The organism is Jatrophihabitans endophyticus, assembly GCF_900129455.1.
In the GTDB taxonomy this organism is placed as follows: Bacteria; Actinomycetota; Actinomycetes; order Mycobacteriales; family Jatrophihabitantaceae; genus Jatrophihabitans; species Jatrophihabitans endophyticus.
The window spans coordinates 129,367-151,174 of record NZ_FQVU01000003.1 but is presented as its reverse complement, the minus strand read 5'-3'; the positions used below and the strand labels follow the sequence as shown (position 1 = coordinate 151,174).

General features: G+C 73.4%; 28 protein-coding genes, 1 tRNA gene and 1 riboswitch. Of the genes, 12 read left to right on the top strand and 17 right to left on the bottom strand.

Annotated features, from left to right (window positions below; all coding sequences use genetic code 11):
• Window positions 1–88 precede the first annotated feature (88 nt).
• The 4 genes from BUE29_RS10830 to BUE29_RS10815 all read left to right on the top strand — a co-directional run bounded on the left by BUE29_RS10830 (window position 89) and on the right by BUE29_RS10815 (window position 2,651).
• Window positions 89–298 carry a hypothetical protein gene (locus tag BUE29_RS10830; RefSeq protein WP_084180959.1) on the top strand — a complete coding sequence of 70 codons (210 nt, stop codon included), beginning with the start codon at window positions 89–91 and terminating at the stop codon, window positions 296–298.
• A gap of 24 nt (window positions 299–322) precedes the next feature.
• Window positions 323–1,009: a thiamine phosphate synthase gene (thiE, locus tag BUE29_RS10825; RefSeq protein WP_084180958.1), complete on the top strand. Its 687-nt coding sequence runs from the start codon at window positions 323–325 to the stop codon at window positions 1,007–1,009.
• Entirely contained in the window at window positions 1,006–1,608 is a 603-nt protein-coding gene (locus BUE29_RS10820; RefSeq protein ID WP_073389995.1) for a hypothetical protein, read from the top strand. Before thiE ends, BUE29_RS10820 begins: the two co-directional genes overlap by 4 nt.
• 125 nt (window positions 1,609–1,733) lie before the next feature.
• A complete protein-coding gene (locus BUE29_RS10815; protein ID WP_200800150.1) occupies window positions 1,734–2,651 on the top strand; it encodes an SMP-30/gluconolactonase/LRE family protein in 918 nt (305 codons plus the stop codon).
• A gap of 12 nt (window positions 2,652–2,663) precedes the next feature.
• Here BUE29_RS10815 and BUE29_RS10810 read toward each other — a convergent pair whose 3' ends face one another.
• On the bottom strand, window positions 2,664–3,251 hold the full coding sequence (locus BUE29_RS10810; protein WP_143168129.1) for a DUF4396 domain-containing protein: 588 nt from the start codon (window positions 3,249–3,251) through the stop codon (window positions 2,664–2,666).
• Between the two features lie 47 nt (window positions 3,252–3,298).
• Here BUE29_RS10810 and BUE29_RS10805 point away from each other — a divergent pair, with 47 nt between their 5' ends.
• Genes BUE29_RS10805 through BUE29_RS10795 form a run of 3 tightly spaced genes read left to right on the top strand, consistent with a single transcriptional unit; the run spans window position 3,299 to window position 6,096 of the window.
• Window positions 3,299–3,595, top strand: a complete 297-nt coding sequence (locus tag BUE29_RS10805; RefSeq protein WP_073389992.1) for a metal-sensitive transcriptional regulator — start codon at window positions 3,299–3,301, stop codon at window positions 3,593–3,595.
• 34 nt (window positions 3,596–3,629) lie between these two features.
• Window positions 3,630–3,833, top strand: a complete 204-nt coding sequence (locus tag BUE29_RS10800; RefSeq protein WP_073389989.1) for a heavy-metal-associated domain-containing protein — start codon at window positions 3,630–3,632, stop codon at window positions 3,831–3,833.
• A 7-nt stretch (window positions 3,834–3,840) separates the two neighbouring features.
• Window positions 3,841–6,096 carry a heavy metal translocating P-type ATPase gene (locus BUE29_RS10795; RefSeq protein WP_073389986.1) on the top strand — a complete coding sequence of 752 codons (2,256 nt, stop codon included), beginning with the start codon at window positions 3,841–3,843 and terminating at the stop codon, window positions 6,094–6,096.
• Window positions 6,097–6,149: 53 nt separating this feature from the next.
• On the opposite strand, the gene BUE29_RS22490 is transcribed toward BUE29_RS10795, so the two are convergent.
• From BUE29_RS22490 to BUE29_RS10785, 3 genes are read right to left on the bottom strand one after another with little or no spacing between them, the layout of a single operon-like run.
• Complete coding sequence (locus BUE29_RS22490; RefSeq protein ID WP_159440863.1) at window positions 6,150–6,302, bottom strand: hypothetical protein; 153 nt, start codon at window positions 6,300–6,302, stop codon at window positions 6,150–6,152.
• Window positions 6,303–6,319: 17 nt separating this feature from the next.
• Complete coding sequence (locus BUE29_RS10790) at window positions 6,320–7,453, bottom strand: glutathione-independent formaldehyde dehydrogenase (protein WP_073389983.1); 1,134 nt, start codon at window positions 7,451–7,453, stop codon at window positions 6,320–6,322.
• A gap of 48 nt (window positions 7,454–7,501) precedes the next feature.
• A complete protein-coding gene (locus BUE29_RS10785; RefSeq protein WP_073389980.1) occupies window positions 7,502–7,798 on the bottom strand; it encodes a putative quinol monooxygenase in 297 nt (98 codons plus the stop codon).
• Window positions 7,799–7,940: 142 nt separating this feature from the next.
• On the opposite strand from BUE29_RS10785, the gene BUE29_RS10780 reads away from it, so the two are divergent.
• Window positions 7,941–8,741, top strand: coding sequence for an MBL fold metallo-hydrolase (locus BUE29_RS10780; RefSeq protein ID WP_073389977.1), 801 nt, complete (start codon window positions 7,941–7,943; stop codon window positions 8,739–8,741).
• A 3-nt stretch (window positions 8,742–8,744) separates the two neighbouring features.
• Here BUE29_RS10780 and BUE29_RS10775 read toward each other — a convergent pair whose 3' ends face one another.
• Entirely contained in the window at window positions 8,745–9,341 is a 597-nt protein-coding gene (locus tag BUE29_RS10775) for a TetR family transcriptional regulator (RefSeq protein WP_073389974.1), read from the bottom strand.
• A 109-nt stretch (window positions 9,342–9,450) separates the two neighbouring features.
• Between BUE29_RS10775 and BUE29_RS10770 the strand changes: the two genes are divergently transcribed.
• Complete coding sequence (locus tag BUE29_RS10770; RefSeq protein WP_073389971.1) at window positions 9,451–10,350, top strand: SDR family oxidoreductase; 900 nt, start codon at window positions 9,451–9,453, stop codon at window positions 10,348–10,350.
• On the opposite strand, the gene BUE29_RS10765 is transcribed toward BUE29_RS10770, so the two are convergent.
• The 7 genes from BUE29_RS10765 to BUE29_RS10735 form a co-directional block, all read right to left on the bottom strand.
• Window positions 10,326–10,934, bottom strand: a complete 609-nt coding sequence (locus BUE29_RS10765; RefSeq protein WP_073389968.1) for a hypothetical protein — start codon at window positions 10,932–10,934, stop codon at window positions 10,326–10,328. The genes BUE29_RS10770 and BUE29_RS10765 overlap by 25 nt on opposite strands.
• 85 nt (window positions 10,935–11,019) lie before the next feature.
• Entirely contained in the window at window positions 11,020–12,384 is a 1,365-nt protein-coding gene (locus BUE29_RS10760) for a wax ester/triacylglycerol synthase family O-acyltransferase (protein ID WP_084180957.1), read from the bottom strand.
• 28 nt (window positions 12,385–12,412) lie between these two features.
• Complete coding sequence (locus BUE29_RS10755) at window positions 12,413–12,655, bottom strand: hypothetical protein (protein ID WP_143168128.1); 243 nt, start codon at window positions 12,653–12,655, stop codon at window positions 12,413–12,415.
• A gap of 142 nt (window positions 12,656–12,797) precedes the next feature.
• On the bottom strand, window positions 12,798–13,172 hold the full coding sequence (locus BUE29_RS10750) for a DoxX family protein (RefSeq protein ID WP_073389958.1): 375 nt from the start codon (window positions 13,170–13,172) through the stop codon (window positions 12,798–12,800).
• Window positions 13,173–13,224: 52 nt separating this feature from the next.
• The gene (locus BUE29_RS10745; protein WP_084180956.1) at window positions 13,225–14,763 is read right to left on the bottom strand and encodes an MFS transporter; all 1,539 of its coding nucleotides are present in this window, start codon (window positions 14,761–14,763) and stop codon (window positions 13,225–13,227) included.
• Window positions 14,753–15,205: a MarR family winged helix-turn-helix transcriptional regulator gene (locus BUE29_RS10740; RefSeq protein WP_073391062.1), complete on the bottom strand. Its 453-nt coding sequence runs from the start codon at window positions 15,203–15,205 to the stop codon at window positions 14,753–14,755. Before BUE29_RS10740 ends, BUE29_RS10745 begins: the two co-directional genes overlap by 11 nt.
• A gap of 119 nt (window positions 15,206–15,324) precedes the next feature.
• Window positions 15,325–15,576: a CBU_0592 family membrane protein gene (locus BUE29_RS10735; protein ID WP_073391061.1), complete on the bottom strand. Its 252-nt coding sequence runs from the start codon at window positions 15,574–15,576 to the stop codon at window positions 15,325–15,327.
• 11 nt (window positions 15,577–15,587) lie between these two features.
• A riboswitch (guanidine-III (ykkC-III) riboswitch) is annotated at window positions 15,588–15,653 on the bottom strand.
• A gap of 85 nt (window positions 15,654–15,738) precedes the next feature.
• Between BUE29_RS10735 and BUE29_RS10730 the strand changes: the two genes are divergently transcribed.
• Window positions 15,739–16,104 (top strand): hypothetical protein, encoded by a 366-nt coding sequence (locus tag BUE29_RS10730; protein ID WP_143168127.1) that lies wholly within the window; start codon window positions 15,739–15,741, stop codon window positions 16,102–16,104.
• 144 nt (window positions 16,105–16,248) lie between these two features.
• Here BUE29_RS10730 and BUE29_RS10725 read toward each other — a convergent pair.
• Window positions 16,249–16,321 (bottom strand) — tRNA-Asn (locus tag BUE29_RS10725).
• Between the two features lie 102 nt (window positions 16,322–16,423).
• Here BUE29_RS10725 and BUE29_RS10720 point away from each other — a divergent pair.
• Window positions 16,424–16,663, top strand: a complete 240-nt coding sequence (locus tag BUE29_RS10720; RefSeq protein WP_143168126.1) for a hypothetical protein — start codon at window positions 16,424–16,426, stop codon at window positions 16,661–16,663.
• A 22-nt stretch (window positions 16,664–16,685) separates the two neighbouring features.
• Here the strand turns inward: BUE29_RS10720 and BUE29_RS10715 are convergent, their stop codons facing one another.
• The 4 genes from BUE29_RS10715 to BUE29_RS10700 are packed head-to-tail and all read right to left on the bottom strand — an operon-like array spanning window position 16,686 to window position 20,833.
• Window positions 16,686–17,183, bottom strand: a complete 498-nt coding sequence (locus BUE29_RS10715) for a hypothetical protein (protein ID WP_073389949.1) — start codon at window positions 17,181–17,183, stop codon at window positions 16,686–16,688.
• Window positions 17,183–19,057: a DNA primase gene (dnaG, locus tag BUE29_RS10710; protein ID WP_073389946.1), complete on the bottom strand. Its 1,875-nt coding sequence runs from the start codon at window positions 19,055–19,057 to the stop codon at window positions 17,183–17,185. The genes BUE29_RS10715 and dnaG overlap by 1 nt, the downstream gene beginning before the upstream one ends.
• Window positions 19,058–19,067: 10 nt before the next feature.
• On the bottom strand, window positions 19,068–20,342 hold the full coding sequence (locus BUE29_RS10705) for a deoxyguanosinetriphosphate triphosphohydrolase (protein ID WP_073389943.1): 1,275 nt from the start codon (window positions 20,340–20,342) through the stop codon (window positions 19,068–19,070).
• Between the two features lie 14 nt (window positions 20,343–20,356).
• Window positions 20,357–20,833 carry a YbjN domain-containing protein gene (locus BUE29_RS10700; RefSeq protein WP_073389940.1) on the bottom strand — a complete coding sequence of 159 codons (477 nt, stop codon included), beginning with the start codon at window positions 20,831–20,833 and terminating at the stop codon, window positions 20,357–20,359.
• On the opposite strand from BUE29_RS10700, the gene BUE29_RS10695 reads away from it, so the two are divergent.
• The gene (locus BUE29_RS10695; RefSeq protein ID WP_327077579.1) at window positions 20,795–21,715 is read left to right on the top strand and encodes an NAD(P)-dependent oxidoreductase; all 921 of its coding nucleotides are present in this window, start codon (window positions 20,795–20,797) and stop codon (window positions 21,713–21,715) included. The genes BUE29_RS10700 and BUE29_RS10695 overlap by 39 nt on opposite strands.
• Window positions 21,716–21,808: the final 93 nt, after the last annotated feature.

Genomic DNA, 21,808 nt, shown 5'->3' with positions numbered 1-21,808 from the left:
TCCTACCCAGTTCTGCGACCCGCCCACGAGTCGGCCGGGTTCCGGCGCGGAGGGAGACGTGAGCCGTCCGGACGGGTAGATCGCTGCCATGGGGAAGCACAGCAGGCCCGAGCCGGACGTCGACGAGGACGAGGCCCGCGTCGACAGTCGCGACACCGGGGGCGTGCCCGACGCCGACAAGCCCGACCAGGGCAGCACGACGGGCAGCACACCGAAGGGCGAGTACGTCGGACGAACGGCGGGCCAGGACGTCGGCTACGCCGAGGAGACGGGCGCGGAGCGCCGCGCACAGGGTTGACGGGGCTCGCGTAGGTTCGCCGGGGTGACCCCGGTGTCCCCCCGCGCGGCGCGACTCGCCGACGCACGCCTCTACCTCTGCGTCGACTCCCGGCGGCGGCAGGGCGACCTGACCGACTTCCTCGACGCGGTGCTCGGTCACGGCGTGGACGTCGTCCAGCTGCGTGAGAAGGGGCTCGAGGCGCGCGAGGAGATCGCCGCCCTCGAGATCATGGCGATCGCGGTTCGCCGGCACGGGGCGCTGTTGGCCGTGAACGACCGTGCCGACGTCGCGCGCGCCGCCGACGCCGACGTCCTGCATCTGGGCCAGGACGATCTGCCCGTCCCGATCGCCCGCGAGATCGTGGGGGCCGACGTGCTCGTCGGCCGATCCACCCACTCCCCCGACCAGGCCGACGCGGCCCGGACCGAGGACGGCGTCGCCTACTACTGCTGCGGGCCGACGTGGGTCACCCCGACCAAGCCGGGCCGCCCCGCTGCCGGACCGCAGCTGCTGACGCACGCGACCGCCGAGCAGGACGACCGGCCGTGGTTCGCCATCGGCGGCATCGAGACGATCGACCGGCTCGACGAGGTGATCGCGCGGGGCGCGCGTCGCGCGGTGGTGGTGCGCGCGCTGACCGAGGCCGCCGATCCGGGAGCCGTCGCCCGCGCGTTCAGCGAGCGGTTGCGCGCTCACCCGCTGCCCGGCCCCAGCGCGTCGACGGTGTGACCGTCACCGGCGGCCGCTTCGACGGCACGATCAGTGGCGTCGGGACGGCGACGGGCACCCGCGTCGTCCTCGGCGCCTGGACCGACACCCCGTTCGGCCCGATCACCGACCTGATGGTCGAGCACGCGGACGGCCGCCGGGTGCTGATCGCGCCGAGCGAGGAGACCGGCCGCTTCATCGCCGAGACCTACGGCTTCGACGAGGTGCGGGTCGAGGCGACGACGCTCGTCCGCGACGGCGCGACCTGGACGGTGACGTGCGCGTCGCTGCGCCTCACGCTCGCGGTCGGGTCGCGCACCGGGATCGGACGGTTGCTCGCGCTCGTGCCGCGCCGCATCGCCCGCAGCCGCCGCTGGTGCCTGCTGGTCAACCCGTTCGCGCGACTGCTGCGTCCCGGCGTGCGCACGATCGGCACCGCCGGCAACGGCCGCGAGGAGCGCTACTGCGCCCTCGACGAGCACGCGGTGGTCGCGGCGCAGGTGGAGTGGGAGGGCGTCGACCAGGGCCCGCTGCGTCCGATCGTCCCGCCGGTGCGATTCGGATTCGGCTCGACGCCGCGGCGGCCGTCGCACGTCCGGGTGACCACCTACGTCACCTGACCGCTTTTGGCGGCAGAGCGCAGTATTAAGCGCTCTGCCGCCAAAAGCGGTAGGACTGGGGGGTGCGCCCCCGCCGCTGGAGTCCCCCGACCGCCTCCGCCCGAGCGAAGCGGACGACGAGCGAGGTGCCGCTGCCGCCGCTGCGACTGCTGCCGCTCCCCGCGCCCGGACCCGAGGACGTCGTGGTCGACCACGACGGCATGCTGCTCACCGGCGTCGCGGACGGCCGCGTGCTCCGTGGCGACCCGGTCACCGGCGAGTGGCGGACGGTCGCCGACACCGGTGGCCGCCCGCTCGGGCTCGAGCCCTGCCCGGACGGCAGCATCCTGTGCTGCGACAGTCGACGCGGCCTGCTGCGCATCGGCCCCGCGGGCGACGTCGAGGTGCTGGTGGGCGAGGTGGGCGGCGTCGCGCTCAACTTCGCCAGCAACGTCGCCCGCGACGACGACGGGACGATCTACTTCAGCGCGTCGACCCGGCGCTACGACCTCGAGCACTACCTGGGCGACCTGCTCGAGCACTCGGGCACCGGCCGGCTGTTCCGACTGCGCCCGGACGGCACCCTCGACACGCTGCTCGACGGGCTCGACTTCGCCAACGGCGTCGTCCTGGCGCCCGACCGGGCGAGCGTCGTCGTGGCGCAGACCGCCGGGTACTGCGTCACGCGGTACTGGCTCACCGGCCCGAAGGCGGGCACGAGCGAACCGCTGATCGCCAACCTGCCGGGGTTCCCCGACAACATGGCGCTCGGCAGCGACGGTCTGCTCTGGGTCTCGCTGCCGACGGGTCGCAACCCGCTGCTCGACCGGTTGCTGCCGCTACCCGGGGTGCTGCGGCAGCTCACCTGGCTGCTGCCCGAGCGGGCCCGTCCCACGCCCCGCCCGACCGTGTGGGCGCTCGCGCTCTCGTGGGACGGCGAGATCGTCCACGACCGGCAGGGTGACCACGACGACTTCCGTTTCGTGACGTCGGCGGTCGAGCACGACGGGACGGTCTACCTCGGCAGCCTCACCGCGGGTGCCGTCGCGGCGTTCGAGCTGTAGGTCGCTCGCCGCTCAGCCGGCCGCGCCCAGCCAACCGCCCAGCAGCAGGGCGACGAGCCCGACCGCGAGTGTCGCCGTGGCGGGAACCGGGATGCGCCGCGGTCGCGCGCCGGCGCCCGCGCCGTGCGTGATGGCGTGTCCCTTGCCCCGTGCCAGGAGCCAGCGATTCACCGGGAACGCCGCCGCATAGGCGACGACGAGCGACAGCAGCAGGCTCCACCAGAAGATCGCGTCCGAGAGCATGGCGTTCAGCGCGCCCGGCACGACCGCCTCCACCGTGTTGTCGACCGCCTCCATCGTCGCGATGGACAGCGTGTCGGCGGCGAGGACGAGACCGAGCACGGCCCGCACCGGCAGTCCCGCGGCCAGCAGCGGCAGCGACGAGAGCGTGTACCCGAAGACGAAGGAGAGCGCGACCGCGACCACGATCGACGCGGCGTTGCCGAGACCCGCGCCCGCGCTGATCATCATGCCGACGATCTCCCCGATCGCGCAGCCGGTGAGGCAGTGCAGGGTCGCCGCCGCGGCCATCGAGACGCCCGCCCCGCCGTGGCCGGCGTGCGATCCGCCGCCCGGACCTTCGTCGTGTCCCGCCGTCATGCCTACCCGCCTCCGTCCAGATACCCTAGGGGGGTAGAGTAGCCGCCATGGACGGCCACACCACGCCCGGTTACGCGGCACGCAAGGACGACTACGCCAAGCGGATGCGTCGCATCGAGGGCCAGGTGAAGGGCATCGAGCGGATGATCGCCGAGGACAAGTACTGCATCGACGTCCTCACCCAGGTCTCCGCGGTCACCAAGGCGCTGCAGGCGGTCGCGCTCGGCCTGCTGGACGAGCACATGGCCCACTGCGTCCTCGACGCCGCCCGGGCCGACTCCCCCGAGGCCGAGACCAAGCTGCGCGAGGCGTCCGACGCCATCGCCCGGCTCGTCCGGTCCTGACACCACGCCACCCACCCCTGCAGAAGAGGACGACATGACCACCACCACGTACACCGTCACCGGGATGACCTGCGAGCACTGCGTCGCCTCGGTGAGCGAAGAGGTCGGCGAGCTCGCCGGCGTCACCGGCGTCGACGTCGACCTCGCGACCGGCGCGGTCACCGTGACCAGCGAGGCTCCCCTGGCCGACGTCGACGTCGCCCGCGCCGTCGACGAGGCGGGCTACCAGCTCGCGTGAGCACCCGATGACCACCGGTACCGACCCTGCCGCGGGATCCGTCGAGCTCGACATCACCGGGATGACGTGCGCGTCGTGCGCGAACCGCATCGAGCGCAAGCTGAACAAGGTGCCCGGCGTCCACGCCACCGTGAACTACGCGACCGAGAAGGCGCGGGTCGAGCACGGCGCCGACGTCACCACCGACGACCTCGTCGCGACCGTCGCCGCGGCGGGCTACGGGGCGACGGTCCCGGTGCCGGTCACGGCCGACGCCGTCGACCCACCCGGCTCGCCCGTCGACCCGGCGGACGCGTTGCGGCAGCGGCTGTTCGTCTCGCTCGTGCTGAGCGTCCCCGTCGTGGCCATGGCGATGGTGCCGGCGCTGCAGTTCGACGACTGGCAGTGGCTGTCGCTCACACTCGCCTCGCCGGTCGTGGTCTGGGGTGCGCTGCCGTTCCACCGCGCGACGTGGACGAACCTGCGCCACGGCGCGGCGACCATGGACACCCTCGTCTCCCTCGGCGTGCTCGCCGCCTACGCGTGGTCGCTCTACGCGCTGTTCCTCGGGACGGCGGGCGAGCACGGCATGACGCACGGTTTCGACCTCACCATCACCCGCACCGACGGCGCCGGGACGATCTACCTCGAGGCCGCGGCCGGCGTCACCACGTTCCTGCTCGCCGGCCGGAACGCCGAGGCGCGCTCTAAGCGCCGCGCCGGCGCCGCACTGCGCAGCCTGCTCGAGCTCGGCGCACGCGACGTCGCGGTGCTGCGCGGCGGGCGCGAGGTCCGGGTGCCCGTCGCCGAGCTGGCCGTCGACGACACCTTCGTGGTGCGCCCGGGCGAGAAGATCGCCACCGACGGCATCGTCGTCGAGGGCAGCTCGGCGGTCGACGCCGCCCTGCTCACCGGCGAGTCGGTACCGGTCGAGGTCGGCGCCGGCGACCCGGTCGCCGGCGCCACCGTCAACGCCGCGGGCCGCCTCGTCGTCCGGGCCACGCGGGTCGGTGCCGACACCCAGCTCGCGCAGCTGGCCCGGCTGGTCGAGGACGCGCAGAACGGCAAGGCCGCCGTGCAACGGCTGGCCGACCGCGTCTCCGCGGTCTTCGTCCCGGTCGTCGTCGCCCTAGCCGTCGCCACCCTCGCGGGGTGGGTGCTCGCCGGCGCCGGCTTCACGGCCGCCTTCACCGCGTCGGTCGCCGTGCTCATCATCGCCTGCCCCTGCGCGCTCGGGCTGGCCACCCCCACGGCGCTGCTGGTGGGCACCGGCCGCGGCGCGCAGCTCGGCATCGTGGTGAAGGGACCCGAGGTCCTGGAGCAGACCCGGATCGTCGACACCGTCGTCCTCGACAAGACCGGCACGGTCACCACGGGCCGGATGAGCCTGACCGGGGTCGTGCCCGGCGACGGCGAGGACGCCGCCGAGGTGCTGCGCGTCGCCGGCGCGCTCGAGGACGCGTCCGAGCACCCGATCGCGCGCGCCGTGGCCGACGCCGCGCGGGCGCGCGCTACGCAGCTGCCCACCGTGAGCGATTTCGCGAACGTCGCCGGCTCGGGCGTCCGCGGGACGGTGGCCGGCCACCCGGTGCTCGTCGGACGCCCCGACCTGCTCGCCGAGCACGGCATGCCGCTGCCCGACGACCTCGTCGCGGCCCTGCGCGACGCCCGCCGCACCGGCACCGCCGTCGCCGTCGGCTGGGACGGTCGGGCCCGCGGCGTCCTGGCCGTGGCCGACACCGTCAAGGACACCTCGGCGGAGGCGGTCGCGCGGTTGCGTGGGCTCGGCCTGCGACCGGTCCTGCTCACCGGTGACAACGCCGACGTCGCCCGGTCCGTCGCCGCCGAGGTCGGGATCGACGCCGACGACGTCGTCGCCGACGTCCTGCCCGCCGGCAAGGTCGACGCCATCAGGACGCTGCAGCACGAGGGCCGCACCGTCGCGATGGTGGGCGACGGCGTCAACGACGCGGCCGCGCTCGCCCAGGCCGATCTCGGCATCGCGCTGGGCACCGGCACCGATGTCGCGATCGAGGCGAGCGACCTCACCCTCGTGCGCGGTGACCTGCGGGTCGCGGCCGACGCGATCCGGCTCGCCCGCCGCACGCTGCGCATCATCAAGGGCAACCTGTGCTGGGCCTTCGGCTACAACGTGGCGGCGATCCCGCTGGCGGCGGCCGGACTGCTCGATCCGATGATCGCGGGCGCGGCCATGGCGTTCTCGTCGGTCTTCGTCGTCGGCAACAGCCTGCGACTGCGACGCTTCGCGCCGGCGACGAGCTGACACCGACCAACGCCGACGGGCGTCGCACCGGGTGGTGCGACGCCCGCCTGCGCTCAGCGCGGGACGCGCGACTTCTCGTCGGGGACGTCCTCACGCGGATCGTCTCCGGGCTTGTTCGGGCTGACCTGCGGGTCGGCCTTGCCGGTGTCGTCGTTGTAGCCGGTGTCGGCAGTGCTGTCGGTGCCGCCGGTGCGCTCCTCGCTCATGCCAGGGCTGTACCCACTCACGGGTGCAGCAGCACCTTCGTCCAGCCGTCCTCGCGGTCGTCGAAGCGGCGGTAGCCCTCCGCCGCCTCGTCGAGGCCCAGCTCGTGCGACACGATCAGCCCCGGGTTGAGCTTGTCGCGGTGGATCAGGTTGCGCAGTTGGCGGTTGTACTGCTTGACGTTCGCCTGACCCGTCCCCATGGTCTGGCCCTTGAAGAAGAACGTGCCGAAGTCCATGCCGAACTTGCCCTCCTGCGCGAGGTCGTCGCCGGAGTTCGGATCCGCCGGGACGAACACCCCGACGACGCCGATGCGCCCGGTGGGGCGGACGGCCTCGATCAGGCTGTTGACGGTCAGCCCGGGGCGCTCCTCGCCGGTGTGGTCGTGGGCCTGGTAGCCGACCGCCTCGACCCCCTTGTCGGCCCCCTCGCCGCGGGTGGCGTCGAGGATCTGCTGCACCGCGTCCCCCGCGCTGTCGTCGATCGGCGTCGCACCGATCGTCTCGGCGAGCCGCAGCCGGTCGGGCTGCCGGTCGACGACGAAGACCTGGTTGGCACCGCGCAGGCCGGCCGACATCGCGGCCATCAGGCCGACCGGCCCGGCTCCCCAGACGACGACGGACTCGCCGATCCCGACCCGCGCCAGCTCCGTGCCGTGGTAGCCGGTGGGCAGGATGTCGGACAGCATGACGTAGTCCTTCTCCTTCTCCCGGGCGTCCTCGGGCAGGACGAGCGCGTTCCAGTCGGCGTAGGGCACCCGCAGCAGTTCGGCCTGGCCGCCGCTGTACGGACCCATCGACGCGTAGCCGTAGGCGGCGCCGGCGCTGCCGGGATTGGCGGTCAGGCAGAAGCCGGTGTAGCCGTTCTCGCAGTTCTTGCAGAAGCCGCAGCCGATGTTGAAGGGCAGGACGACCACGTCGCCGACCTTCACCCGGTCGACGCCGTCGCCGACCTCGATGACCTCGCCCATGTTCTCGTGGCCGAGGACCTTGCCCTCCTCGACGTCGGTGCGCCCCTCGTACATGTGCAGGTCGCTGCCGCAGATGTTGGTCGTGGTGATCCTGACGAGCGCGTCGGTCGGCTTCTCGATCCGGGCGTCGGGGACGTTCTCGACCGCGACGTTCTTCGGGCCGTGGTAGACGAGTGCACGCATGGTGGCTCCTTCGGTGGCGGACACGGTGGTCCGGTGGGTGGTGGTGGATCAGGTCGCGCCGAGGATGTCGACGGGACGGCTGTCGGGCTCACCGGCGAGCAGCTCGCCCGCCGCGTGGGCGATGCCGGCCGGGATCGCGCCGGCGAGGTGCACCCGCCGCGCCGGCTCGCCCTGGAAGGTCGCGAGCAGGCCGAACGTGGTCTCGGACAGCCGCAGCGCGAGCCACGCGACCGTCCCGGTCTCCGACGCGGCGAGCCCGTGGCACTCGCGCAGGAACTCGGCCAGCACGTCGCCCTTGCCCGGCTGGGCCTCGAGCAACGTCCACTGGCCACGGTCGACCGTCATCGGCGACCCTCTCGGTGTCGTCGCCGGAGATGTTCGCCGACGTCGTGCTCCACCGGCCAGGTACCCGCGAGCGCGGTCCGGGTACCGCGGCGGTGAGGCAGGATCCGAACCGCGGGCGCGCCGGTGACGCCCCGGGGAAGTCATGACCGCCAGCCGCATGTCCCTGCAGTTCGTCGGAACAGCCACCACGGTGCTGCGGATCGGGCCGTTCACGCTGCTCACCGACCCGAACTTCCTGCACCGCGGGCAGCGCGCCTACCTCGGTCACGGGCTGTGGTCGACGCGGCGCACCGAACCGGCACTGTCGATCCCGCAGCTGCCGCACCTGGACGCGGTCGTGCTGTCGCACCTGCACGGTGACCACTGGGATCGCGTCGCGCGCCGAGGCCTGCCGCGCGACCTGCCGATCGTGACGACGCCGAAGGCCGCGCGGGCCCTGCTGCGACAGGGCTTCCACGCCGCACAGGCGCTGCCGACCTGGGGCGCGACCCATCTCGTGCGTGACGGGCACGTCCTCACCGTCACCGCGACCCCCGGCCGGCACGGCACCGGCGTCGCCGGCCTGCTGCTCCCACCGGTCATGGGCAGCGTCCTGGACCACACCGCGCCGGACGGCTCGACGCTGCGCACCTACATCAGCGGCGACACCGTGTTCGTCGACGAGCTGCGCACGATCCCCGAGCGTTTCCCCGACATCGACGTCGCGGTGCTGCACCTGGGCGGCACGACGCTGCCCGGCGGCCTCGTGGTGACGATGGACGCCCGGCAGGGCGCGGACCTGCAGGAGCTGTGCCGACCGGGGGTCGCCGTGCCCGTGCACAACGACGACTACGGCGTCTTCCGCTCGCCGCTCGCGGCGTTCCTGGCCGAGACGGGCCGGCGCGGGCTGGCCGACGTGGTGCGGGTCGTCCGTCCCGGAGAGATCGCGGTGCTGCGCGCGTGACGCTCAGCCGGACGTGCCGCCGGCCATCACTGCCCTGAGCTCGGCCAGCGCGTCGCGCAGCAGCCCGGCGAGATCGGCGATGTCACCCGTGTCGGCGGGGTCGGGCTCGGCGACCCAACGCGCGAAGGCCACCTTGAACACGGCGACGCCGGCCTCGGCGGTCAGGCTCGCGGCCGGCTCGGCGACCCCGCGCTCGCGCAACGCCGCTGCGATCACGCTCGACAGGCTCGCCAGCTTGATCAGTTCGCGTTCGCGCAGCGCAGGGTCGCGCGCGATGACGAGCGCGCGGGCGCGGGCGTGCGGCCGGCGGGTCTCGGGCAGCACGGTGGGCGCGGCGGCGAGCGCGACGGCGACGGCGTCGAGCGGGGCGGCCCCGGCGGGCGCGGCCGCGACGCCGGCGACGAACGCCCGGTTGAAGTCCTCCTGGCCGCCGAAGAGCACCTCGCGCTTGTCGGCGAAGTGACGGAAGAAGGTCCGTTCGGTGAGCCCGGCGCGCTGGGCGATCTCGGCGACCGTCGTCTTGTCGAAGCCGTGCTCGGCGTACAGCTCGAGCGCGGCGCCGGCGAGGCGCTCGCGCGCGTTCGGCTCCCACCGTCCCATGGCCCGATCCTAGGCGATGACAGACACTGACATGACTTTGCTAGAGTCGATGTCAGGGACTGACATGGCTCGCGACCGGCGCGGGCCCTCACCGACCTGGAGGTCTGTCATGCGCGTCTTCGTCACCGGTGCGTCGGGATGGATCGGCTCCGCCGCCACCACCGAGCTGCTCGCCCGCGGCCACGAGGTCGTCGGCCTCGCCCGCTCCGACGCCGCGGCGGCGCGGATCGCCGAGCTCGGCGCCGAGGTGCGCCGCGGCAGCATCGACGACCCGGCCGGCCTGCGCGACGGCGCGGCCGCGGCCGACGCCGTCGTCCACCTCGCCTACAACCACGACTTCTCGCGCATGGCCGACGCCGCGCGCACCGACTCGCAGGCGATCGAGGCCTTCGGCGAGGTGCTGGCCGGGACCGACCGGCCGCTGCTCATCGCCTCCGGCGTCGCCGGTCTGGCGAGCGGCACGGTCGCGACCGAGGACGACCGGCCGGCGCACGACGGCCACCCGCGCCTCGTCAACGCCGCGGCCGCCCTCGCGCTCGCCGAACGCGGCGTCCGTTCCTGCGTCGTCCGCTTCGCCCCGACGGTGCACGGCGCGGGCGACTACGGCTTCGTCCCGGTGCTCGTCGCCACGGCTCGCGCGAAGGGCGTCTCGGCGTACGTCGGCGACGGCACGAACGTCTGGCCCGCCGTCCATCGCTCCGACGCCGGCCGACTGGTCGCCCTGGCCACCGAGTCCGCGCCGGCCGGTTCCATCGTCCACGCCGTCGCCGAGCAGGGCATCGCGACCAGGGCGATCGCCGAGACGATCGGCCGCGGGCTGGGCGTCCCGGTGACGTCCGTCCCTGCCGAGGAGGCGGGCGCCCATTTCGACTGGATGGGGCAGTTCTTCGCCGCCGACCTCGCGACGTCGAGCGAGCTCACCCGCGCGCGGTTCGGCTGGCGGCCCACCGGTCCCGGCCTGCTCGCCGATCTCGAGCAGGGGCACTACTTCGCCGCGCCGCCGTCCTGAGCCGACCCGGCCCCGCGGGCGGCCGCGTCGCGGTCGAGATAACACCGCGCCCGCGGGCGCTGGTAGGCCGCCCAGACTCCGCTGCCGATCGCGAGCGCGGCGACGCCGAGGAACGCGGCGCGACCGACGCCGGTGAGGTCGGCGGTGACCGCGAACAGGCAGAACCCCAGGCCGAGGACCGGGGTCACCGCCGGCGCCCATCGCCCGGCGCGGACGAGTCGCACGGCGGTGTCCAGCTCGGCCTCGCGCAGCTCCGGGTCGGCGCTGGGCTCCGCCCGGCGGACGGCCCGACGCGCGGCCCGTCGACGGGAGCGGGTCAGCCCCTGCAGCAACGGCGCCGACCACAGCGTCGGACCTCGATCGGGCGGTGACGGGCGACGCGCGAGCAGTGCCTGCATCCCGACGTACACGAGTACGAACACGACCACGTCGAGCACCGCCATGACGCCGTCCACGGAGCCGGACGGCGTGAAGAACTTCGGTGCCAGGATGATGCCGGCCGCGATGCATGCGCCCGTCGGAGCCGAGATCCACCTGCGCCGCCGCTCGGCGCGCTCCCGCAGCGTCCCTCCCGCATGCGACATGGCTGCAGTCTGCCGCACCGGCGTCGACGGCGCGATCCGGCCAGGGCGACGAATCAGCGGGCCCGGCCTCCGCCGGCGGCGGATGTCAGCGCGCGGGCCGGGCGGGGGTGTCGGGCCCCTCGTGCGCGTCCTCGAGCTCGTCCAGCGCGTCCGTCACGTAGTGCGCCAACCGGTGCGTCCCGGCCAGCGCATCGGGGCTCGCGGTGAACGTGATGTGCAGTCGGCCGCCGCACGACAGCGCGGTCACGTTCAGGGCCTGCCCGGCCTGCAACAGCGACACCGGATGGATTCCCAGCAGCTCCACGCCGTTGTAGAACTGGGTGTCCGAGGGGCCGGGAACGTTCGACACCGCCAGGTTGAACATCGGTCTCGCCCGCGCGCCGAGGCCGAGGACCTGGGCGGCGATGACCGGCGCCATCGTCAGCACCGTGTACGCCGCCATCGCCGGCCGGGGCACCGTCGCGAGATCGGCCTTCGCGATCGTCGTCGCGGCGATCGTCGCCGCCGCCCGGTTCGCCGCGCCCTCGACGTCGGTCGGCAGCGGGACGAACGCGAACGTGATGGCGTTGCCGGCGCGGTCACCGTCGGGCGCACGGACGGACACCGGCACCGCGGCGACCACCGGCGAGTGCGGGAGCGCGCCGGCGTCATCGAGGTAGCGCCGCAACGCACTGCTGCACGCGGTGAGGTACACGTCGTTGATCGTGCCGCCGATCGCGCCGGCGACCCGACGCAGCCGTGCGATGTCCACGGTCATGGTGGTCACCTGCCGCCGTGCGCCGATCGCGGGGTTGAGGATCGTCCGCGGCGCCCGGTAGGCCGCCGTGCCTGCGCCGAGGAGTTCCCGCCCGGCGGATCGCGCGGCGCCGAGCAGGTGGCCGACCCGTGGTCGCTCGCCGCCCCGGGACGCGGCGTGGCCGTCCCCGGCCTCGGGCGCCCAGAACGGCGGCCGACCGCGATCCATGGGATCGGCGGAGAGCGCCGACAGCAGGATGCGAGTCGCCCCGACGCCGTCGACCAGTGCGTGGTGGAACTTGGCGTAGATCGCGAAGCGACGCTCGTCGAGGCCGGTGACGAAGCGCAGCTGCCACGGCGGCCGGGTGAGCGCGAGCGGCTCGCCGTGGAACTGCGACACCAGGGCGGCGAGCTCGCGATCGGTGCCGGGACGGTCGAGGGCGTCGATGCGGACGTGCTCGTCCAGCTCCACCTGCGCCACGGATTCCCACCACGGCCAGACCCGCCCCAGGCCGCGACGGTGCAGCCGGCGGTCGAACGGCTCGCTCGGGGCGGTCCGCTTCATCGTGCGCACCAGGTCGGGGACGAAACTCGCCGACGCGTCCGCCGGGAGGCGGCACACGAGGACGCCCGCGACGTGCATCGGATGACGCGCCTCCATCAGGATCCACGGCAGGTCCAGCACCCCGACGCGGCGACGCCCGGGTCGGCTCATGTCGGGTCGGCCTCGCGCACCGGGGACGTCACGAGGCAGCGGCGGACGGACCGCCCGGCGCGGCGACGTCCCGGGGGTCGAGCAGGAGGACCCGACCGCCGACGAAGGCGACCCGCAGCGTTCCCTCGGCGTCGCGCTCGACCACCGTGCCGCTCGTGCCGCGCCGCACCGGGGCGCGGAACAGCCGCCCGAGATGGTGCAGCGCGACCACGCGATCGCCGACCTCCAGGTCGGGGGGCGCGCTCCCGGCGCCGAACCGGTCCATGGTCATCGTTCGTGCCTTCGGGTGGGCGATCCGGTGCGCACGAGCGCCGCGAAAGGGCCGATCTTCCTGCGCTCCGAGCTGATGCTTACACCGTATCCCCGCGTCCGGCCGACCTAACCGGTGCGCGACGTCCGATCCGGCGGCCGGGTCAGCTCCGGCGGCGGGCGTGCCGGCCGACGAACGCGGCCAGCACGACGAGCGGCACCTGCAGTGGCAGCCGGGCCAGGGCGACGACGACGCTGCCGTCACCGTGCAGCGCGTTCACCGCCATGGCGATGTTGGCGGGGAAGACGGCCACGAAGAGCGCCACGCAGGCCCACCCGGCCGACCGCATGGTGGCCTGGTACAGCAGCCCGGCGGCGCACCCGAGCTCGGCGACGCCGCTGCTCGCCACCCAGAAGCGCGGCGCTCCGAGAAAGCGCGGCACGATCCGCTCGAAGCCGTCCGGTGCCACGAAGTGCAGCACGCCCGTCGTCACGAGCAGCACGGCGAGACCCACCGCCACCGCGCGCGCCTGTCGCACGCGCGGTGGCGGTGGGGTGGCTCGTCGGTGCGCGCTCACCGCCGCCGGCGGCTCAGCGCTCGGCGCCGACGGCCACCGGCTCGGAGGTCGCGGTCGCGCGGTGCGCGGCGTCCGCGGTGACGGCCCGCAGCTCGGCCAGCCGCCGCTTGGACGGGAAGAGCAGCACGCCCATGATCGCCCCGGCCGCGAACGTCCCGGCGCTGATCGCGAACGCGACGGTGTAGCCGTGCGTCTGTGCCTGCGCAGCCACCGCCGCGCCCAGCGACCGGTGCGTGTCGGCGTAGCTCGTCGTCACCGAGGCGACGATCGTGCTCAGCACCGCGGTGCCGATGGAGCCGCCGACCTGCTGCATGGTGCTGACGAGCGCGGACGCGACACCGGAGTCCTGCGGCTGGACACCGGCGGTGGCCGTGTTCATGGACGGGGCCATCACCATGCCCATGGCGAAGCCCATGAAGATGAGCGACGGCAGGACGCCGGCGGCGTAGCTCGAGCTCACGTCCAACCGGCTCAGGTAGAGCAGCGCGAGCGAGCCGACGACCATGCCGATCGTGATGACGACCCGCGGCCCGAAGCGCGGCAGCGTGACGATGTTGGACAGGTTGGAGCTGATCATCACGCAGCCGATCATCGGCAGGAACGCGAGACCGGACATCACCGGGCTGAAGCCCTTGACCTGCTGCAGGTAGTAGGTGAGGAAGAGGAACAGTCCGAACATCGCCAGACCGGCGACGGCGACCGCCGCGAACGCGACCGCACGGGAGCGGTCGGCGACCACCCGCAGCGGCAGCAGCGGGGTACCGACGTGCTGCTCGGCGAACGCGAAGCCCACCAGCAGCACCACGCCGAGGACGAGTGAGGCGACGGTGACGCCCGACGTCCAGCCGGCGCTCTCGGCGTGCGAGAACCCGAAGACGAGGCCGAACAGGCCGGCGGACGCGAGGACGGTGCCGACCACGTCGATACGGGCGCGGACCGCGGGCCGCTCGTGGACCATGTAGACGACGGCGCCGATGCCGGCCGCTGCGGCGAACAGCACGTTGACGTACATGACCCAGCGCCACGAGAGGTACTCGGTCAGGATGCCGCCGAGGATCAGGCCGACCGCGCCTCCGCCGACGGCCACGGTGCCGAAGACGCCGAAGGCCCGGCCCCGCTCGTGGGGCTCGCGGAAGGTCGTGACGAGAGTGGACAGCGCGGCGGGAGCGAGCATCGCGCCCGCGACGCCCTGCAAAGCGCGGGCCGTGACGAGGACGCCGAACGACGGCGCGGCTCCCCCGATCGCCGAGGCCAGCGCGAACGCGACCAGGCCGCCGAGGAAGACCCGTTTGCGGCCGAACATGTCGCCGACCCGGCCGCCGAAGAGCAGCAGGCTGCCGAAGGCCAGGGCGTAGGCGGTGACGATCCACTGCCGCTGCCCGTCGGCGAAACCGAGATCGGCCTGCGCGGACGGCAGCGCGATGTTCACCACCGTCGCGTCGAGAACCACCATCAGTTGCGCGATGGAGACGACGACCAGGATCAACCAGCGATGGTCGGGACGTCGGGCGTCGGCCGCCTTGCGGTCGGCCAGGGTGGGGCTACTTGTCATGTGCTGCTTCCAGGTGAGAGTCGAGCCGGGCGGAGATGCCGGCGAGCAGCGTGGCGAGCTGCTCGCGTTCGGCACGGTTCAGCCCGCCGAAGATCGTGGTCATTGCCTTCTTCTTCACCGCGACCGCGCGTTCGAGGGCGACGGCACCGGCCGGCGTGATCTCGACGAGCCAGGCTCGCCGGTCACGTGGGTCGGGGCTGCGGGTGGCCAGGCCCTCGCGCTCCAGGGCGTCGAGGGTGTCGGTCACCGAACGGGGCGCGAAGCCGAGGCAGGTCGCCACCGCCGCCTGCTTGACCGGACCCTGCTCGGCGAGCACGCCGAGCACCTTGGTCCGCGACAGCGACAGCCCCGCCTCGCTCATCTCGTGGTCGACGAGGCGACGGATCCGGTGGAACAGCTCGAAGTAGAGCTGACCCACCTCGATCGGTGTCTGCCGCGTCATCGACGCCACCCCTCACGGTTCGGATCGGAAGTACCTCATCATGAGGTACGCAATGATGAGGTACCTCATTAGCCTACCTCATGATCCGGCAGGGCGCCGCCCGATCCCTCGCGAGTCCGTCAGTGAGCGCCGGCGACCGGACGTCCGGCCGCCTTACGGACCAGCGAGTACAGCGACACCAGGGCCCACACGCCCTCGAGGAGGATGAAGCCCCACTCGCGGCTGATCACGGCGGTCACCGTCAACACCGCCGATCCCGCCGCGTTGACGGCGAGGTAGCCGTAGCCGGACTGCGCCACCCGGCCGAGCAGAGCGGCGACGAAGGCGCCGAGGATGAGCAGCGAGCCGACGATCTGGACGGTGTCGTACATGACGGTCTCCATCGACACCGTCTTGTCCTGGCCGGGTACGGCGTGCCTCGTCCGGATCGCTCGTCACGAGCGCCGTCCCCAAGTATGCCCGTTCGGCAAGGGTGTACGGTCTTTGCACCCCGGGCAGCCCGGGAGACCATCAAGGCCTTGGGAGGGACCTCGATGACCATTTTTTCGACCGCCAAACTCGGCGCCGTCACGGCAGTGCTGGTCGGCGTCGCGGGGCTGGCGACCGCTCCGCTCGCATCCGCCGCACCGCCGGCGAATCACGGTGTCGACAAGAACGGCTTCTGCAAACCGGTCTGGGTCGGCAACGCGGACTGCTGGCACGAGAGCGGCAAGACGTACAAGACCAAGTCCGCGTGCGTGGCGGACATGAAGGAGTACGCCACGGGTGGTGGGAGCTACAAGGGCACGACGACCGGCAACTGCTACGCGATCCCACCGGACGGCTACTACCGCCTGGAGGCGTACTCGTCGGCCTGCAAGCAGAACGAGACGCTGCAGGCCTGTCGCAAGCACGGCTGACCGCGGCCCCACGCGGTGCCGGCGCGTGCTCTGGTGCACACGTCGGCGCCGCGCCGGGGCGGCAGGCACCGGAACGCGGTGCGACACCGGCGTGACTGTCCCCACGCGAAAAGCGAAAGGCCCCGGTCGCCCGGGGCCTTCTTGCTCTCCCGACTGGACTCGAACCAGTAACCCTTCGATTAACAGTCGAATGCTCTGCCAATTGAGCTACGGGAGATCGCTCACGCGGCCGCACAGGGCGACCGGACGAGGATAACCCACGGCGCCCACCGACCGCGGGCTAGGGTTGGCGGCGACGGGCAAGGAAACGGAGCGAGTCGTGAAGCTGTCGAACCTGGTGTACGCCGCGATCGGCTACACCCTGGGCGCCCGGGCGGGCCGCGACCGCTACGAGTCGATCGTGCGCGCGGCCCGACGCGTCAGCGGCAGCCAGACGGTGCAGGCGACGGCGGGGGTCGTGCAGGCCAACGTCGACCAGCGGGTGCAGCGCGCGAAGGAGGCCGTCGCCACGCGCCTCGGCGGCCCGCCCGCCCGCTCGTCGCACCGGGCCCGCCCCTGAGCCCCGCAGCCGCGGAACGCCGCTAGCCCGCGCGCAGGATCGCCAGCCGCGCCCGCACGGCCGAGCGCACCCGCTCGGTGTCCGGGGTGCCGGGTTCGAGCCGCGCCCACCACGTGATGCCGTCGCGGCCGGGCAGCCGCCGGGCGACGAACCGCACCGCGCCACCGGTGACGCTCACCAGCTCGGTGCGCACGATGTTCTGCTCCACGCGCTTGCGCACCGTCGGCGGCAGGTCACGCGGGACGGTGATCCTGGCGTGGACGGCGGGACGGTCCACCAGCACCGCGTCGTCCTCGACGTCGGCCTCGGTCACCGACAGCACGTTGTCGTGCCAGACGGCCTTGTCGATGCGGTCCCAGGCGATGCGACGCCGGCCCGCCGGGTCGGGCCACCACACCCCGAGCGTCGTGGCGACGACCACGTCGTCACCCGCGTCCGCCCACGACACGACCCGCTCGTCGCCGTCGAGCGCGGCGACGACGTCGGCCGGGGGCCGCTCGCGACGGCCGAACAGCGGCATCAGGCGTTCCCGATCGCGCGCTCGCGCAGACCGCGGTGGTAGGACTCGAGCGCGATCAGCTCGCCGAACATGCGGGCGTACGCGTCCGGTTCGTCCTGCGGATTCGTCCGCTGCAGCTTGCCCTTCACCGCGTGGATCTGCCGGCCGGTGACGTTACTGAGCATGCGCGCCACGATGCCGCCGGCGAAGCGCTCGCGGGCCTCCTCGCCGGAGCGCAGCGGCGCCACGGCCAGCGCGCCGATACCGCTGCGGATGTGCTCGTCGGGGGCGCTGCGGGTGACCGCGTCGATCCACGCCAGGCCGGTGAGGCCGCTGCCCACCCCGCCCGCGGCCACGATCGCCTCGAACACCCGCCGGTAGCGCTCGGTGAGGAAGGCCTCGGGGGCGAGCGCGTCGAACTCGGGGCCGGCGACCGTCGGCAGCTGCAGGGCGACCTGCAGGGCCTGCCGCTCGACCGCGGCGACCGACTCGTCGACCTGGGCGGGGGCGGCCGGCGCGGGAGCGGGCCGAGCCTCGGCCCCGGCGCGCCGGTCGTCGGAGCGCACCAACCCGCGCACCCGAGTGACCACCCGCATCGGGTCGTCGGTGCCGACGAGGCCGCTGAGCCGGCGGGCGTACTCGTCGCGCAGACCGTGGTCCTTGATCCGTGCGACGAGCGGGACGCCGCGGTCGAGTGCCGCGGTGCGTCCCTCGGCGGTGTCGAGGTCGAAACGACCGGTGGTGGCACGCAGCACGAACTCCACCAGCGGGATGCGGCGCGCGACGAGGTCGAGCACCGCGGCGTCGCCGGACTTGAGCCGCAGGTCGCAGGGGTCGAGGCCGGTGGCCTCGATCGCGACGAACGTCTGCGCCATGAACTTCTGGTCGTCGGCGAAGGCCCGCTCGGCCGCCTTCATCCCGGCGGAGTCCCCGTCGAAGGTGAAGATGACCTCGCCGGTGAAGGTGTCGGAGTCCATCAGCAGCCGCCGGACGACCGACACGTGCTCGTTGCCGAAGGCGGTGCCGCACGTGGCGACCGCGGTGGTGACGCCCGCCAGATGGCATGCCATGACGTCGGTGTAGCCCTCGACGATGACCGCCTGGTGCTTGCGGGCGATCTCCTTCTTGGCGAGGTCGACGCCGTAGAGCAGCTGACTCTTCTTGTAGATCGGGGTCTCGGGGGTGTTGAGGTACTTGGCCTCGATGCGATCGTCGTCGAAGAGGCGCCGCGCGCCGAATCCGACGACGTCGCCGTTGACCTCGCGGATCGGCCACAGCAGCCGGCGGTGGAACCGGTCGATGAGCCCGCCCCGACCACCCTCGCGGGACAACCCGGCGAGCGTGAGCTCCTGCGGGGTGAACGTGCGGGCCAGCAGGTGCCGGGTGAGCGCGTCCCACCCCGACGGCGCGAACCCGCAGCCGTAGCGGGCGGCGTCCAGGGCCGAGAAGCCCCGGGCGGCGAGGAACTCGCGCGCCGGCGCGGCCTCGGCCCCGCGCAGCTGCTCGGCGTAGAACTCGACCGCCGCGGCGTGCGCCTCGATCAGCCGAGCGCGCTGCCCGCGGTTGTGCCCCGGCCCGGGACCGCCGCCCTCGGTGTAGCGCAGCTGGATGCCGGCCCGCGTGGCGAGCTGCTCGACGGCCTCGCCGAAGTCGACGTGCTCGATGTCCTGCACGAAGCGGATGACGTCACCGCCGGCCTGGCAGCCGAAACAGTGGTAGAGCCCCCTCGACGGCGTGACGTTGAACGACGGGCTCTTCTCGTCGTGGAACGGGCACAGCCCCTTGAGGTTGCCGCCGCCGGCGTTGCGCAGCTGGATGTGCTCGCCGATGACCTCGTCGATGGGCGACTTCTCGCGGACGGCGGCGATGTCCTCGTCCCGGATTCGCCCTGCCACGTCGTCGATTCTAGAGAGCCGGTCGGACGCCGGTGTGCCGCGGCCGGACCAGCCGTTCGTGCCAGGCGACGGCGGAGGAGTCGGTGAGCTGCGCGACCTGGTCGACGACGACGCGCAGCCGGTCGGCGGCCGTGCCGGCCGCCTGCCAGCGCGGCGCGAGGCCGCGGTCGAGGCTGCCCGGCGCGCCGTCGAGGAGGGCGCTGACGAGCTCGGCGAGCAGCCGCCGCTGGCCGGCCTGGCGCTGCACCGCACCCGGGCGGCGCATGACGTAGTGCACCGCGACCGCCTTGAGCAGCGCGCACTCGGCCGCGACCCGGTCGGGGACGACGAGGTCGGCGTCGTAGCGGCGCAGCCGCTCGTGGCCGTGGACGGCCCGGGTGGCCTCGACGGCGGCGACCGAGAACCGGCCCGTGAGCTCGCTCGCCGCCCGCTTGGCCGCCGCCTGCGCCCGGTGCGTGCCGTCGTAGTCGGCGAGGTCGCGCAGTGTCGGCAGCGCGAGCAGCTCGTCGAGCACCGGCGCCAGCTGCTCCGGACGGCGGGTCGAGTAGTCGCTCGCCGCGATGCGGCAGAGCACCTCGCGCTCGGCGTCGTCCAGCTCGGCCAGCCGCACCTGGCCGGCGTGGATGCCGTCCTCGACGTCGTGGACCGAGTACGCGACGTCGTCGGCCCAGTCCATCACCTGCGCCTCCAGGCAGCGTCGCTCGCCGCCGCCCTCGCCGCGCACCCAGCCGAACGCCGCGCGGTCGTCGCCGTAGACGCCGAACTTGCCCCCCTCGGGCCGCCGTGCCCACGGGTACTTGCAGGTGGCGTCGAGGGTGGCGCGGGTGAGATTGAGCCCGGCCGGGCGACCCGCCGCGTCCAACGTCTTGGCCTCGAGACGGGTCAGCACGCGCAGCGTCTGGGCGTTGCCCTCGAAGCCGCCGCACTCCCCCGCCACCTCGTCGAGGGCCGTCTCGCCGTTGTGGCCGAACGGCGGGTGGCCGATGTCGTGCGCCAGCCCGGCGGTGTCGACGATGTCGGGGTCGCAGCCGAGCGCGGCCGCGATCTCCCGGCCGATCTGCGCGACCTCCAGCGAATGCGTCAGCCGGGTGCGCGGGAAGTCGTCCTCGCCCGGGACCACGACCTGCGTCTTGTCGGCCAGCCGGCGGAACGCGTACGAGTGCAGCACGCGGGCGCGATCGCGGGCGAAGTCGTCCCGGTCGACCGCGCCGCGCTGGGCCCCGGCCCGCTTGGGCGGCTCCTCCACCCGGCGGGCGCGGTCGGCCGGCCCGTACCCGCTGTCCACGGCTGTGCTCCGACTCAGACCTGGTCGTCCACCCAGTCGGCGAAGCGCAGCAGCGAATCGATCCAGGTGGCGACGGTGAACTTGAGCTGGGAGCGGGTGGAACCCTCGAAGTCGTGGCACTCCTCGGCACAGATCGCCACCATGCCGTCGTCGGGCAGGATCGTGTACGCCTTGCCGAACAGCCGCGTCCGGTTCCACTCGTCGAGCAGCAGACTCAACGATCCACGATCGTCGACACTGAACCTGCGATTGAGGTACAGCCGTGCTTGTAGCACCTCGTCCTGCTCGCCGTAGAAGAAGAAGTACAGGCTGCACTTCTCCCAGCGGACGAGCAGGTCGCCGTCGCCGTCGAGGGAGTGGGTGAGACCGAACTCGTCGAGCAGCTGCTGCAGCAGCGGCACCGTGGGTAGCACCTCGGTGGAGCCGCTGCGTTCCGCGCGCTTCGCCCCGCGATCGACGGACAGCTCGGAGCGGAAGCGGCGCAGGAACACGGCTACAAACTACTCGTCGGGATCGGGGTGGCAACGATGCGCGTTGCGGTGCTGGGGACCGGGACGATGGGCGCCGGCATGGCGCGCTCGGCCCGGCGCGAGGGGCTGGACGTGACGGTGTGGAACCGCACGGCGGAGCGGGCCCGACCACTGGCCGCGGACGGCATCACCGTCGCCGGCTCGGTGACCGAGGCGGTCTCGGCCGCCGACGCCGTGATCACCATGCTGTACGACACCGACGCGGTGCTCGCGGTCACCGCCGAGCTGGTCGCGGCGCTCGACGGCGGGGCGGTCTGGCTGCAGGCGGCCACCGTCGGCCCCGGCGGTATCGGCCGCATCGCCGCCGCGGCGGGTGACGCCACGCTGCTGGACGCCCCGGTGCTGGGCACGAAGCAGCCGGCCGAGCAGGGCACGCTCGTCCCGCTGGTGTCCGGCGACCCCGCCGCGATCGACCGGGTACGCCCGCTGCTCGAGGCGATCGGCGCCAGGACCGTCGTCGCGGGCGAGCGGCTCGGCGACGGCAGCGCGCTCAAGCTGGCGTGCAACGCCTGGCTCGCGACCATCACCGCCGCCACCGCGCAGTCGGTCGCCCTGGCGCGCGGCCTCGGGGTCGACCCGTCGCTGTTCCTGCAGGCGATCGACGGCGGCCCGGTCAACTCCCCCTACGCCCAGCTCAAGGGTGGCGCCATGCTCGCGCGGGACTGGACCCCGTCCTTCGCGCTGGACGGCCTGCGCAAGGACATCGCGCTCGTCGCCGGCGCCGCCGCCGACGCGGGCGTCGACACCACGCTCGCCGACGCGCTCGCCCGCGTCTTCGCGCAGGCGTCGGAGCGCGGCCACGGCGCGGACGACATCGCCGCGGTCGTCACCGCCTGGGACTGACTGGCGACTCCGCGGGTCGACTGGCGACCTCTACGCCGACTGGCGAGCTGTAGCTCGCCAGTCGGACGGGAAGTCGCCAGTCGAGCGGAGAGG